The sequence below is a fragment of the Arthrospiribacter ruber genome, from assembly GCF_019343195.1.
Taxonomy (GTDB): Bacteria; Bacteroidota; Bacteroidia; order Cytophagales; family Cyclobacteriaceae; genus Arthrospiribacter; species Arthrospiribacter ruber.
On sequence record NZ_RPHB01000004.1, the window covers coordinates 228154 to 243136 of the forward strand.

Here is a 14983-nt window from a genome sequence, read left to right on the forward strand (position 1 = left end):
AAGAAGAAAGGCCCCAATTGGAGGCCTTTTTCTTTTAAGGTTTGAGGAAAGAAGAAGTTCTGACCTGAATGGTGGAAGGAATGGTAATCAGCGTATTGGGAAGATCAGGCTGATTTTTTTTGATAAGCTTTTTCATTAGCAACTGTCCGCATTGAACTCCGATTTCATGAGCAGGTTGGGAAATGGTTGTCAGTGGAGGCTGAAGAAGATCAGCAATTTTCATATTGGAAAAACTCACCAGCCTGATATCTTCAGGAATTCTAAGTTTGGTCTGCCGGATCGCATGATAGGCTGTAATGGCAAGTTTTTCTACCGAGGAAATGATGCCATCCGGCCTATGAATAGGATAAATCAGAGATTTGAAAAGCTCAAGATTTTGGTTTTCATCTTGATGACACTGTATGATCCAATCTTCTGAGAAGTCCAAGTCTGACTCTTCAATTGCTTTTTGGTACCCTTTCATCCTTTCTCTGCCTATGGTGATTTCTTTGGAAAGCAATAGAAAAAATACTTTTCTGCATCCTTGTTCCAAAAGGTGCTTGGTCCCCAAATATCCGCTTTCAAAATCATTCGTCGTAAACTTGGTCGTGGGGATATCTTGAGCGATCCTGTCAAAAAAAATGATAGGTATCCCCTGACTTTGAACCTGGGCTAAATGCTGGGTATCACTTGTCTGGCTGGAAACAGACATCACAATGGCATCTACCCTACCGCCTAGCAGATACGAAATGATCTTTTTTTCCTGCTCTACATCCTCATGGGAATTATAAACTAAAAGGTGATAACCATATTCCTGTGTAATTGACTCCAGTCCATCAATTACCTGCGAAAAAAAATTATTTATCCTTTCGGGGATGATTACCCCTATCGTTTTGCTGCTGTGTGCCCTAAGACTCCTCGCATACGGATTAGGCTGATAGTTGAGCTTTTTGGCCAAGGCCAATACTTTTGCTTTTGTGGCATGGCTGATCTCATAACTGTCATTCAAGGCCCTGGAGACTGTTGATGGGGCCATATTTAATTGTGCTGCGAGATATTTGATGTTTACTTTTGTCATAAGGTTTTGCTAAGAGGTTGTGGTAACTTTGCAGACTTACAACCAATCTTGTAATAGTAAATCCAATTCCCGAAAATACAAGACACGGAAACGTTTCCACAATTAAAAAAAGTAAAAAGGTTTAATAAACGGATGAAATGTATTAAACTTATTTTTAAAACCTATAAAACCTATGTCCACCCAGAATACCGCTGCTTTGAAACAGACATTTATTAAGGAGGATTTTTTATTGGAAAATGAGTTCTCCAAGCGGTTGTATCATGAGTATGCTTCCGATTGCCCTATCATAGATTATCACAACCACCTGCCTCCCCAAGAAGTTGCAGAAAACAAAGTTTTTGAAAACATCTCCCAGATTTGGTTGGCAGGAGATCATTACAAGTGGAGAGCTTTGCGAACCCTAGGGGTTCAGGAAAAGTACATTACCGGACAAGCATCTGACGAGGAGAAGTTTCTCAAGTGGGCCGAAGCTGTTCCGTTTACCCTACGCAACCCCTTATACCACTGGACACATTTGGAACTGCTCAGGTATTTTGACATTACTGAATTGCTCGGTCCGGGAAATGCCCTGGAAATCTATGATGAAACCAGTTCAAAAGTCAGTACCCGGGATTTTTCCACTACAAGGTTGCTCCAAAAAATGAATGTTGAAGTCATCTGTACCACAGATGATCCGGCAGACAATTTATTGCACCACCATAACTTCAAAAATCAAGGGCATTCCTTAAAGATGTTTCCGGCATTTAGGCCGGACAAATCATTTGCTGTCGAAAATCCTGTAACATATAAAGAATATCTTCTCAAATTGGGAGAAACTGCAAAAACTGATATTTCCTCCTATCAGGTACTTTTGGAAGTACTCAGAAAAAGGGTTGATTTTTTTCATGTCAATGGATGCAGGCTTTCTGATCATGGATTGGAAAAAATGTACTTTGATGATAAATCTAACTTTGATTTGGAAGATCTTTTCCAAAAAGTTATGTCTGGAAAAGTATTGCTGCCTGATGAAATAACCTTCTTCAAATTTAAAGTCCTGAATGAGTTGTGTAGAATGTATCATGAAAAAGGTTGGACACAACAATTTCATTTAGGTGCAATGCGAAACAACAGCAGTAGGATGCACACCGGGATTGGAGTGGATTCGGGATTTGACTCTATTGGTGATTACAGTCAGGGAATTTCATTATCCAGGTTTTTAAATCACTTGGACAAAGACAATAAACTCTGCAAAACAGTACTCTACAATCTAAATCCCTCAGACAATGAATTGTTTGCTACCATGTGCGGTAATTTTAACGATGGATCTGAAAGGGGTAAAATTCAATTTGGGTCTGGCTGGTGGTTTCTGGATCAAAAAGACGGGATGGAAAGACAGATGAATACCCTTTCGCAAATGGGATTGATTTCTACCTTTGTAGGAATGCTTACAGATTCCAGAAGCTTCCTTTCCTTTCCCCGACATGAGTACTTCAGAAGAATTCTTTGCAATCTTTTTGGGAAAGACATGAAAAACGGGGAATTGCCTCAGGATGAAAAATGGGTAGGTAAAATAATTCAGGACATCTGTTATTATAACGCAAAGAATTACTTCAATTTTGATTGAAAAAACATGTCATTATTCCAACTAGACCATAAAAAAATCGTCATTACCGGAGCCACCGGAGTTTTGGGTGAGACCATTGCGCTGCATTTAGCCAAAGAAGGTGCTCAAGTAATTATCATTGGCCGTACGGCATCCAAAGTAGAAAAGCTGGTTGACCAAATCAGAAGTAAAGGTGGGAATGCCGACGGATACCTGGCTGATGTAACTTCAGAGGAGCAGGTTAAAAATACTGCCAAACAGATCAAAAACCACTTTGGGACTGTAGATATTCTCATTAATATGGCAGGAGGAAATATGTCTGATGCGGTAGTGCAGCCCCATCAGACCTTAGCCGACCTATCTACTGAGGCCATGAGAAAAGTAATGGAACTCAATTATCAAGGTACCTTGATTCCTTCTAAGGTATTCTTGGAACTCATGCTGCCAAAAGGACAAGGCAACATCATCAATATTTCCTCCATGGCAGCATCCAGACCTATGACACGAGTAGCGGGATATGCTTCTGCCAAAGCAGCCATCGATAACCTCACCAAGTGGCTGGCTGTGGAATTATGTCAAAAGCACGGAGAATTTTTCAGAGTAAATGCCCTTGCTCCTGGTTTTTTTCTCACCGAACAAAACCGATCACTACTTACCGAAAATGATGGAAGTCTTACGCAAAGAGGCAACCAAATCATTACACATACTCCAATGAGGAGATTTGGGGAACCGGAAGATTTGTTGGGAGCCGTTCAGTGGCTTTGTTCTGATGCTTCCAAATTTGTAAGCGGTACCATCATACCGGTTGATGGTGGATTTTCTGCCTATTCAGGGGTGTAGTTGTTAGTTAAAAGTTACTTAGTTAATGGTTAATAGTCTAAGGTTTTACTTAGGAAAATAGATTTAAAATTTTCTAAATAATTGGAAAACAATGTTTCAAGAACCCACAAAATATAAGGAAAATGACCAAAATGGAACAAATAAAAAATCGAATTGGCAAATATCCACAATCTTGACTCTTGTTTCTGATCTCCCTACTCCCATTTCTCTCATCTCATTTCTCGCACCTAAAATCTAACCTATGAAATACAAAATGCTACAAACCATGCGCTGGTATGGGCCAAAAGATCCTGTGAGTCTTGCCGATATCCGTCAGTCTGGTGCCACCGGGATCGTCTCCGCATTACACCACATTCCCAATGGGGAAGTTTGGACAAAAGAAGAAATCAGAAAAAGAAAAACGATCATTGAGGAATCTGGGTTAATCTGGGAGGTGGTGGAATCAGTTCCCGTACATGAAAACATCAAAACCAGAACAGGTGATTTTTTGAAACTAATAGAAAACTACAAAGAAACCATCAGGAATTTAGCCTCTGAAGGTGTGTTCAGAATATGCTACAACTTCATGCCTATTTTGGACTGGACCAGAACCAAGTTGGCACATCCACTGCCTAATGGTGCTAGGGCTTTGTTTTTTGTCAAAAAAGAAGTCGTAGCATTTGACCTGTTCATTTTAAAAAGAGAAGGTGCTGAGAAGGAATACAGCCAAGAAGAAATCCAAAAAGCAAAAGATTTTTTTGACAATGCATCGGACTCTGATCTTAAAAGGGTTCAGGATAATATCCTCAAAGGACTTCCTGGTTCTGAAGAGGGATACACAATGGAGCAGTTTAGGGCAGCCTTAAATACCTATAAGGAAATTAACAGGAAAGTTTTGGCTGAAAATCTTCGTTTGTTTTTAGATGAAATTTTACCGGTGGCTCAGGAAAATGGTGTCTTTATGGCCATCCACCCTGATGATCCTCCATTCGATATTTTCGGTTTGCCCAGAGTAGTTTCTACTGCTTCCGATATGAAAAGAATCATTGAGGACAATCCAAGCAAACATAACGGTTTTACTTTCTGCACAGGATCATATGGGGTCAGAAAAGACAATGATCTCGTAGCTATGGTAAGGGAATTCGGCGACTTTATTCACTTTATCCACCTCAGATCTACCAGATGTGATGAAGAAGGCAATTTCTTTGAAGACAATCACCTTGACGGAGATGTTCCGATGGAGGCAGTCATAGCAGAGGTCCTGAAAGTTCAAAAGAGACGCAAAATCAGCATTCCAATGAGGCCTGACCATGGACATCAAATGCTTGATGACCTCAATAAACCAATTGTCAATCCAGGCTATACCGCCATAGGAAGATTGAAAGGCCTTGCAGAAATACGCGGTGTAGAATCGGCCCTATTGTGGGCAGATCTGGTATAAATCCAAGGTTTAGAAAATCCTGTCTGTTGGCAGGATTTTTTTTTATTTTTTGGCGGAAAAAAATCTGAATATTCCCTTTTTAACTGATTATTGTCTTGGATTCCAAAAACACTTTATAGCAAAGGAATCATTGGATTACACCCTATTTTTTACTTTATCAATCTCACTTCCCATTAATTTGTAAAAACCAGAACCATCTCTACCCTATTTCATTGATGAAAATTAATTTTGAAACCGATTTCAATTTTTCTATTTTAACATTTTCAAAAGATAATTAACAAACCTTAAACCTATGTACTTTAAATCCATCTACCGGGGTGCATTGCTCGCCATGACCCCTATTTACCTGCTATCGTGCAATCCTTCTACAGAAAAGCAAACGGAGGAAATCACTGAAAATGAAGAAAGTAAATACCTCTCCAAGCCTTTAGTTTCGCATGTATTTACTGCTGATCCATCTGCTCATGTATTCAATGGGAAAATCTACATCTACCCTTCCCATGATGTGGAATCAGAAATTGACCAAGATGATTCCGGTGCTCATTTCAACATGAGAGATTATCATGTGTTTTCTATGGAGTCCATTGACGCAGAACCTGTAGACCACGGTGTTATTCTTGATGTAGACGATGTTCCTTGGGCAAAAAGACAAATGTGGGCTCCTGACGCTGCTGAAAAAGACGGCAAATACTATTTTTATTTCCCAGCAAAAGACTATGATGATATTTTCAGAATTGGAGTAGCAGTAGCTGATAGCCCCACAGGTCCATTCAAAGCAGAGGATGAGCCTATCAAAGGTAGCTTCAGCATGGATCCTGCCGTATTTCAAGACGGCGAAGAGTATTATATGTATTGGGGAGGTATCTGGGGAGGACAGCTTCAAAAATGGAGAACAGGAGAATATGTGTCTACAGGAGACAGACCTTATGACGATGAGCCTGAGGATGATGAACCAGCTATTGCTCCTATGATAGCCAAAATGAGTGATGATATGCTTCAGTTTGCCGAAACTCCACGTCAGGTTTTGATTTTGGATAAAGATGGTGAACCGATTAAAGCTGGAGATCATGAAAGACGCTTTTTCGAGGCAGCTTGGGTACATAAGCACGATGGAAAATATTATTTCTCCTATTCTACAGGAGACACCCACAATATTGCCTATGCCATCGGTGACAATCCTTATGGTCCATTCACTTACCAAGGAGTGATTCTTCAGCCAGTGGAAGGATGGACCAACCACCATTCTATTGTTAAGGTCGACGACAAGTGGTATATCTTCTATCACGACACCGAAATCTCTGGAGAGACTCACCTAAGAAATATCAAAATGGCTGAAATGACACACAACCCTGACGGAACCATTCAGACCATCAACCCAATGAAATAGAAAATCTTTGTGGAAAAGGAAATCACGATCTACGACATTGCCAAAGACTTGGGTGTGTCTCCTGCTACTGTAAGCAGAGCACTGAATAACCATCCCGCAGTAAATGAAAAAACCAAAAAGAAAATTTACAATGCGGCAATGGAAATGGGATACCAATCAAATGTTTTTGCTTCCAACCTGAGAAGTAAAAGAACCAATAACATCGGAGTAATAGTACCTAGGCTCAATAGTTCCTTTCAGTCATCCGTTTTAGCCGGAATGGAAAAAGTAGCGAATGAGGCAGGCTTCAACCTGATCATTTCCCAGTCTTTGGAATCTAAAGACAAAGAAATAGCTAATACACACTCCATGTTCAACAGCCGTGTCGATGGATTGTTGGTTTCTTTAGCCAGCAATACTGAAAGTCTGGAGCATTTTGCTCCATTTATTAAAAAGAAAATACCTGTAATCTTTTATGATCGGGTGGGAAATTTTGAGGAGATGTTTGGTGTGACTATAGACAATATGAAAGCAGCACACCAAGCTACCTCCCACCTGATTGAGCAAGGATGCCAGAGAATTGTCCATGTCTTGGGCAATATCAAAGTAAATGTCTATCATGAAAGGCTAAAAGGGTATAAATATGCCCTTTTAGATCACTCAATACCTTTTGATGAAAACCTCATCATCTATTCCGATTTGAATGAAGAAGCTGGATACGATATTGTACAGAAAATCAAAAGCATTGAGCCTAGAATTGATGGGCTTTTTGTATCCAATGATGCCTGTGCTGCCAGCTGCCTTAAGCAGCTCAAACTCGAAGGTTACCGAATTCCTGAAGACATTGCCGTGGTTGGTTTCAATAATGATGTCATTTCACGTCTCGTTGAACCCAATATCACTACAATCAATTATCCAGGATATGAAATGGGAGAATTAGCCATGCGAAACCTCATCAATCACCTCGATGTGAATACAGAGAATCTCCTCAAAAACACCAATCGGATCACTTTAAGATCAGAATTAATCATCAGGGAGTCTTCCAAAAGAAAGTAAGTATCCCAACAATAAACCTAACCTAATGTACAGATTAATAAATCTCCTTTTGGCTTTGGCTTTGTTGCCATTGACATTGCAGGCCAATGATGGATATAAGCTTTGGCTGCAATATTACCCTATTGAAAATGCTGAAGATTGGATGACAGATGTCTTTACCGATGCCAAAGTAAATGGCTCAGGGGAAACTATATCCATTATCAAGAACGAACTGGAACTGGCTTCAGAAGGCTTTTTCAACAAAAAAACAAGCTTTACTGAATCAGGTTCAAAGCTTTGGATTGCTTTAAAAAGTGAGCTTCCGGCAAATTTAGCAAGCCGTTCTACTGAAGACCTTGGAGAGGAAGGCTATCATATTTTCAATGCCAACGGGCAAGTCATTGTAACTGCCAATACCCAGTTTGGACTGCTATATGGAACATTCAGACTACTCCAGCAAATACAGCTTTTGGAACCTATTAGTGAACATGGCATTGTAGAAATACCTAAAATACAAAAACGAGTACTCAACCATTGGGATAATCTAAACAGAACCGTGGAAAGAGGTTATTCAGGTTTTAGTATCTGGAACTGGCATAGACTGCCCCGTCACATTGACCAACAGTATCTGGACTATGCCAGGGCCAATGCCTCCGTAGGCATCAATGGAACAGCCATAACCAATGTCAATGCCAATGCGCTCGTGCTTACTCCCTACTATCTGGAAAAAGCGCAAGCACTCGCAAATGCATTCCGTCCTTACGGTATCAAAGTGTATCTTACTGCACGCTTTTCTTCACCAATGGAAATCGGTGGGCTGAAAACAGCAGACCCACTTGATCCAGAAGTGCAGCAATGGTGGAAGGACAAGGCAAAGGAAATTTATGATTACATTCCCGATTTTGGCGGTTTTTTGGTAAAAGCAGATTCTGAAGGACAACCAGGACCACACAATTATGGGAGAACCCAAGCTGAAGGTGCCAATGTATTGGCTGACGCAGTAAAGCCATTTGGAGGAATAGTGATGTGGAGAGCATTTGTGTATAGCGAGCATACACCTGATGACAGACACAAACAAGCCTATAACGAGTTTGTACCTATCGATGGCAAATTCAGAGACAATGTTATAGTGCAGGTCAAAAACGGTGCAATTGATTTTCAGCCAAGGGAACCTTTTCACCCTTTGTTCGGTGCCATGCCAGAAACACCCCTCATGATGGAATTTCAGATCACCCAAGAATATTTGGGCCATGATACCCATTTGGCATTTTTGGCTCCTATGTATGAAGAGGTGCTCAAGGAAGATACTTACGTGAACGGAGAAGGCTCAGAAGTGGCCAAAGTAATTGATGGGAGTCTGCATGACTATTCCATGACTGCAATGGCCGGCGTAGCCAATATCGGTACGGACAGAAACTGGACAGGGCATCATTTTCATCAGGCCAATTGGTATGCCTATGGTAAGTTGGCGTGGAATCCTTATGAAAGATCTGAAAGAATTGCGCTTGACTGGATTAAACTGACTTTCACTTCAGATCCTGATTTTGTAAATCCTGTCAAAGAAATGATGCTCAGATCCCATGAAATGGTAGTCAATTACATGACGCCTTTGGGAATCCACCATATCATGGCAAGAAGTCATCATTATGGTCCCGGACCATGGGTGACCGGAGGAGAAAGGGCCGATTGGACCTCTACTTATTACCACAATGCCAGTGAAAAAGGTATGGGCTTCGACCGCACAAGGGCAAGAAGTAATGCCTTGGAACAATATGCGCCGGAATTGCAGGAAAAATGGGGTAATCTTGAAACCGTCCCTGAAAAATTCCTTTTGTGGTTCCACCACCTTCCTTGGGATCATCAAATGAAATCCGGAAATATCCTTTGGGATGAAATGGCTTTACATTATCAAAAAGGTGTAGATGAAGCCCGGCAAAACGTCAAAACCTGGAAAAAACTGGAAAACCATGTTGACAGGTACAGGTATGAGCACGTTTTGTCTTTTTTGAAAATCCAGGCCGAAGAAGCCCAATGGTGGAGAGATGCAGTATTACTCTATTTTGGACAATTTTCAAACAGACCACTTCCTGAAGGTGTGGAAAGTCCAGAACATGACCTTGAGTATTACATGAATATCAATCATAAGTTTGTTCCAGGAATATAATTAAGACGGAAGGCCAAAAATGCCTTCCGTTTTTTATTGACCACCGGTCAGCAGTTCAATGATTTCACTTCTTCTACTTCTGGAAAAAGGAACTTTCATTTTGCCCATATCCAACTCATTTCCTATGATTCCCTGCACTTTATCCTTGGAGATAATATAAGTCTTGTGGACCCTCAAAAATGTGGAAGGCAATGATTCTTCAAGGCTTTTCATGGTCATTAACGTGATAAAGCGGTCTTTTTCAGTATGTATGGCCAGGTAGTTTTCCATTCCTTCGATATAGACAATGTCTTCGAGATTGATGCGTCTGAGCATGGCATCCACCTTTACGAATATATGGTCTTTAGGTGATATGGGTTCAGGTGGCTTTTGGTCTCTAAATTTCAATTTGTATACGTCTGAAGCTTTATTGACCGCTTTTAGAAACCTCTCAAAAGAATAAGGTTTGACAAGATAATCTACCACATCCAGTTCAAATCCTTGTAATGCATAATTAGGATAGGCAGTAGTAATAATTACCATGGGAGGTTTGTGAAGGGATTTTAAAAAATCCAGCCCAGTGATTTTTGGCATTTGAATATCCAAAAACATCAAGTGAACTTCATTTTCCAGCAGCGTCTTATTGGCTTCCAATGCATTTTCGCAAGTAATCAATAGCTCAAGCTGCGAGATTTCCCTGACATAATTTTTCAAACCTTCCCGTGCTAAAGGTTCATCTTCTACTATAATGGTCTTGATCTTCATCTTAGTCAATGTTCACGGTTAGCCATACTTCAAATGTATCCTTTTCTTCTTTAACTGTAAGGTTGTAATTCTTAGGGTAAAGAAGTTCCAGCCTTCTCTTGATATTTTTCAGCCCCAATCCTCCTGGTCTTCCTACTACCCCGCTTTCATCTTTGGTATTGAAAAAATAAGCCATAAGCTGATTATCTCTTTTTGTCAAATGGAGCTTAACTATATTTTTTCGGTCGATGTGGGAGGAAAGGTGCTTGAAACAGTTTTCCAGAAATGGAATCAAAACCAATGGAGCGATTTTAAACCCTTCTAAATCCCCTTCCAGTTGATAATCAATGTCCATCCTTTCTCCCTTTCGGATCTTTTCCAGATCTATGTAATTTTCCAAATATTCGAGTTCTTTTTGAATGTCAATCTTGTCTACTGAAAATTCATAAAGCTGTGAGCGCAAAAGGTTGCTCAACTTGATCAAAGTATCAGAAGCTTTGTCGGGATCCATCCGGATCAAAACATAAACCGAATTAATGGCATTAAACAAAAAATGCGGATTGACCTGGGATTTGAGGAATTCCAATTCTGAAGCGACCCTTTCTTTTTCCTTTAGCTCGTTGATCCTTTGCATTTTACGGTTATCAACAAAACCTTTAAAGCCCAATAAAATAGCTCCTGTAAAGATATTACTGGAAAAATATATCATAAGAATCTGGACAAAACTTGCTTGAAAAAGCTCTTTGAGATCTGTTATCAATATCCACTGTATTCCAAAATACATGAGCAAAGCCAACAAAACACCTAGCATCAAAAAAGATAAAATAAATAGAAAAATTCCTTTGGGCTTGAATATCTTGGGAATGAGAATGTAATACGAAATATAATATATGGAGGCATTGGCAACTGTATAGAAACCTGTAACCCATAGCAAATCCGAAAGCTGGCTGTACATGGGCCGGTATATCCAAACCCAAAAAACAAAATAAAAAGACCAGAAAAGGAGATGGTGCAACTTCATGTCTAGAAGTTTTCTTAATACACCGGTTGTTTTCAAATGGCTTGCAGTACTGATTGTCATCCCTCTATTTTTTTGAATCTTTGAAAGCACCCGCCATATACAAGGTGAAAAAAACAATTGCTACCAGAAATAATGTCCACCAAATCATCATTTGAATATTTTTTGAACATGAATGTAAAAATAAAAAGCGCCAACCCTCTAGTTTTCTTGACCAAAAGTCTTGGACCCTTGATCAAATGTAAAATTCCTCTAATCTTCCTAATAAAATTATTTCGCCACATAACCCTGAGTCTTATTCCTCATTAAATCCCCTTTGGTCAGATGCAGCGGTTCAATGGTCAAAGATATTTTTCAAATAGAAGTGACTGTTTCAATTTTGGGTATCACAAAACGTAAAAACTTATGAAAACTTCAAAATTAATTATGGTCAGATTGTTACTGATTTTATCCTTTTTAATTCCTAGTAACAAAATATTCGCCAATCAGCTAATTTCTACAGAAGTGATAGGTAAAGGCCAGCCGATGATATTAATTCATGGAATGTCTTCCAGCACGGGAGTTTGGGACGAGTTTGTGGAAAGGTATCAAGATCAATATGAATTGCACCTGGTAAGTATCAAAGGGTTTGGTAATAAGGAAATTGCAAGCTCTGAGCATTTTCTCGCTCAAATCAAAAATGAAGTAGTCCAATACGTGAAGGACAATACCTTGTCCAAGCCCATTCTTATAGGACACAGCATGGGGGGCTTTTTAGGTCTTTGGGCTGCGGCAGAAGAGCCGGATCTATTTGGAAAAATAGTCTCTGTGGACGGAGTACCTTATTTTCCTGTCTTGCAAATGCCAGGCATCACACCTGAAACCGCCCAGCCCATGGTAGATGGAATGAAAGCCCAGTTTGCTAACAGTGATGAAAACAGTGCTAGGGCAACGCAGGAAATGATCGTATCTACGATGATCGCTACTGAATCAAAAAGAGAAAAAGTAGTGCAAATGGGAATAGATTCCAACCCTGAAGTGATTGGACAAGCCTACGGGGAAATGTTTCTGACAGATATCCGGGAAAAAGTATCTGAAATTAAAATACCTGTTTTGGTATTTGGAGCATGGGCAGCCTACAAGAATTATGGTGCTACCAAAGAATCCGTTGCTGCTGGATATAAATCCCAGCTGGCAAATATTGAAAATGTAACTTTTCTTTTAGCTGACGAGGCTTATCATTTTGTGTTCTACGACGAGCCCGAATGGTTTTATGATAATCTGGATGCATTTATTGCCACCAAATAGGCGAAAAAACCGCTGATCAGTAAAATCATGATTTTTTGTAAAATAACAGAACCTAAATATTTCTTTATCGTTAGGAAATTTAGTTAGCATGCAATGGCAGGAGGTTTGCCTTACTGCTCACAAGGAGAGTGAGGCTTTTCTCTTATTTATAGTTTAGTTTAGTTGATGATTGTCATTGTATCACATAGATGGGTCTCTTTACGGGACCCATTTCTGTTTTAGGTGGTTTTATAAAGGCTTTTTCAAAACCAAGGCTGTTCTATTGGGAAGGTATATTTTCAATTTATTCTCCGCATCTGTGGGATAATCCAGGCTATCCTCCACTCTATCAAATCCACCAAAAGCTTTATTATCTGAACTTAGTACAATCTGGTAATTTCCTGCATCAGGAACCGTAATTTCATATCCAAAAAATGATTCTGATATATTGAAACTGAACACAAACACCAAACCTGCCCTTTCGAATACAAGAATCTTTTTTTCCGCATCCAAGTATAACTGCCGGGCATGAGGAGCAGCACAAACTTTGTTTTCATTTACCAAGCCAATCATTGCTTTGTCCCATTCGTTGAGGTCATGATAACGTAAATGATCTGTATCCACCAATGACCATTGTCTCCTGGCATATTGATAACTCCAATCGTTACCTTCTCTTGGGAAATCTACCCATTCAGGATGCCCAAATTCATTGCCGATAAAGTTGAGATACCCCTCACCTCCAAGAGAAATGGTGATCAATCGGATCATTTTGTGTAATGCCACACCTCTGTCCACCACAAGGGAAGATTGAAGCTTGGACATGCTGCTATACATTTCTTTATCCATCAGCCAAAATGCAATGGATTTATCCCCTACCAAAGCTTGATCATGGGATTCAGCATAGGCAATTGTCTTTTCCTTTTTAGGCCTGTTGGTCAGTTCATGCCACATCTCAAACATGTCCCAATGTTCATCAGGTTTGTGTTTGAGTGTTTTGATCCAAAAGTCCGGTATTCCCATCCCCAACCGGAAATCAAAACCAATCCCACCCTCACTGTGCTTTCGGCAGAGTCCAGGCATACCACTGACTTCTTCTGCAATGGAAAGGGCATTCTGTGAAAAATCATGGATAAGCTTATTGGCCAATTGAAGGTAAATGACAGCATCCCAATCCACACCTTCTGAGAAATATTTGGCAGGATCGTCAAAGGACACATGACCATGGTGAAGGTATATAATGGAGGTGACCCCATCCCATCTAAAGCCATCAAAATGAAATTCTTCTAACCAATATCTGATATTGGAAAGAAGAAAATACTTGACTTCTTTTTTGCCATAATCAAAAAGCTTGGAATCCCAACCTTCATGATAGCCTCTACCACCAGGATGAAAATACTGATGCTCCGAACCATCAAACTCGTTTAAGCCTTCATTGATGTTTTTGACAGCATGACTATGAACGAGGTCCATGATTACCGATATCCCAAGTGTATGCGCTTTATTCACAAGGTATTTCAACTCCTCTGGAGTACCAAACCTAGATGTTGGGGCAAAGAAGTTGGAAACATGATACCCAAATGACCCATAGTAAGGATGTTCCATAATGGCCATCAGCTGTATGGTATTGTATCCACCCTCTTTAATTCTTGGCAGGATTTCATCTGCAAACTCCAAATAGGTACCTACTCCCTCCTTTTCTAATGCCATACCAATATGACACTCATAAATAAGTGGCTGCTCCATGTTTGCAGCAGGATCAAACTGATGATCGGACCATACAAACGGTTTCTCAGGAAACCAAAGCTGTCCGGCAAAATCATGGGTATTTTCATCTTGTACGACTCTACGGATATAGGCTGGAATCCTATCCAGGGCTCCTTTTTTGGCTTCTACATGTACCTTTATTTTGGAGTTGTGCCTGAAGTTGTCCTTATAATCTTCCAGTGGAAGAAAAATTTCCCAATCGCCCCTGTGGTTCTTTTTCAATGGATGGCTGTACCTGTCCCAGCCATTAAAATCACCCATCAAAAATAAATTATACGCCTCAGGTGCCCATTCCCGGTAAACCCATCCATTTCTAAAGCTATCAAAATTTATCCCGTAGTATTCATGTCCACGGGCAAATTCAAGGAGACTTCCGTACTCAAACTCAATATGCTTTAAAGTAGCCAAGAAGCGCTGATGCCTATCATAAATGTCTTCAGCAAAATCACTTAACCATTCTTCTTCCTGGACTAAGGCGAGTTTTCTGTTCTTTTCCACAAAAAATAATCTTTGATTCATCCTAAATATAGAAAGAATTAATGATTAGGCCAGAGCTCTACATGGGATAAAAACTTAAATTTTTGGATAGGAATTGAAAAGTACCTGTTAGGCAACAATAAAATATAACATCGCCGATGCTAAAGTATATCCCAATAAAAATGAGAAAAAGATGGGAGTAGAAAGGGAAAATTTTAGGTACTCAGGCACATTCTTGTGATGATTAAAATGCGAGAGTTTTCTTAAGTAT

Annotated in this window: 11 protein-coding genes; 7 read left to right on the forward strand and 4 right to left on the reverse strand. The window is 39.9% G+C overall.

The window, feature by feature from the left end; all coding sequences use genetic code 11:
- Positions 1–34: 34 nt before the first annotated feature.
- Positions 35–1057 carry a LacI family DNA-binding transcriptional regulator gene (locus EGN73_RS09830; RefSeq protein WP_219288891.1) on the reverse strand — a complete coding sequence of 341 codons (1023 nt, stop codon included), beginning with the start codon at positions 1055–1057 and terminating at the stop codon, positions 35–37.
- Between the two features lie 172 nt (positions 1058–1229).
- Here EGN73_RS09830 and uxaC point away from each other — a divergent pair, with 172 nt between their 5' ends.
- The 6 genes from uxaC (at position 1230) to EGN73_RS09860 (ending at position 9464) form a co-directional block, all read left to right on the forward strand.
- Positions 1230–2660: a glucuronate isomerase gene (gene uxaC / locus EGN73_RS09835; RefSeq protein ID WP_219288893.1), complete on the forward strand. Its 1431-nt coding sequence runs from the start codon at positions 1230–1232 to the stop codon at positions 2658–2660.
- A 6-nt stretch (positions 2661–2666) separates the two neighbouring features.
- Positions 2667–3479 carry an SDR family oxidoreductase gene (locus EGN73_RS09840; RefSeq protein WP_219288895.1) on the forward strand — a complete coding sequence of 271 codons (813 nt, stop codon included), beginning with the start codon at positions 2667–2669 and terminating at the stop codon, positions 3477–3479.
- A 241-nt stretch (positions 3480–3720) separates the two neighbouring features.
- Positions 3721–4899, forward strand: coding sequence for a mannonate dehydratase (uxuA, locus tag EGN73_RS09845; RefSeq protein ID WP_219288897.1), 1179 nt, complete (start codon positions 3721–3723; stop codon positions 4897–4899).
- 292 nt (positions 4900–5191) lie between these two features.
- Positions 5192–6286 carry a glycoside hydrolase family 43 protein gene (locus tag EGN73_RS09850; protein ID WP_219288899.1) on the forward strand — a complete coding sequence of 365 codons (1095 nt, stop codon included), beginning with the start codon at positions 5192–5194 and terminating at the stop codon, positions 6284–6286.
- A 9-nt stretch (positions 6287–6295) separates the two neighbouring features.
- Positions 6296–7321 (forward strand): LacI family DNA-binding transcriptional regulator, encoded by a 1026-nt coding sequence (locus tag EGN73_RS09855; RefSeq protein ID WP_219288902.1) that lies wholly within the window; start codon positions 6296–6298, stop codon positions 7319–7321.
- Between the two features lie 25 nt (positions 7322–7346).
- Positions 7347–9464, forward strand: coding sequence for an alpha-glucuronidase family glycosyl hydrolase (locus EGN73_RS09860; protein ID WP_219288904.1), 2118 nt, complete (start codon positions 7347–7349; stop codon positions 9462–9464).
- Between the two features lie 33 nt (positions 9465–9497).
- On the opposite strand, the gene EGN73_RS09865 is transcribed toward EGN73_RS09860, so the two are convergent.
- Together EGN73_RS09865 and EGN73_RS09870 are read right to left on the reverse strand one after the other, a co-directional pair.
- Positions 9498–10208, reverse strand: coding sequence for a LytR/AlgR family response regulator transcription factor (locus EGN73_RS09865; protein WP_219288907.1), 711 nt, complete (start codon positions 10206–10208; stop codon positions 9498–9500).
- Position 10209: 1 nt separating this feature from the next.
- Positions 10210–11268 (reverse strand): sensor histidine kinase, encoded by a 1059-nt coding sequence (locus EGN73_RS09870; protein ID WP_219288909.1) that lies wholly within the window; start codon positions 11266–11268, stop codon positions 10210–10212.
- Positions 11269–11610: 342 nt separating this feature from the next.
- Between EGN73_RS09870 and EGN73_RS09875 the strand changes: the two genes are divergently transcribed.
- Positions 11611–12492, forward strand: coding sequence for an alpha/beta fold hydrolase (locus EGN73_RS09875; RefSeq protein WP_219288912.1), 882 nt, complete (start codon positions 11611–11613; stop codon positions 12490–12492).
- A gap of 228 nt (positions 12493–12720) precedes the next feature.
- Here the strand turns inward: EGN73_RS09875 and EGN73_RS09880 are convergent, their stop codons facing one another.
- A complete protein-coding gene (locus EGN73_RS09880; protein WP_219288915.1) occupies positions 12721–14733 on the reverse strand; it encodes an alpha amylase C-terminal domain-containing protein in 2013 nt (670 codons plus the stop codon).
- Between the last annotated feature and the right edge of the window lie 250 nt (positions 14734–14983).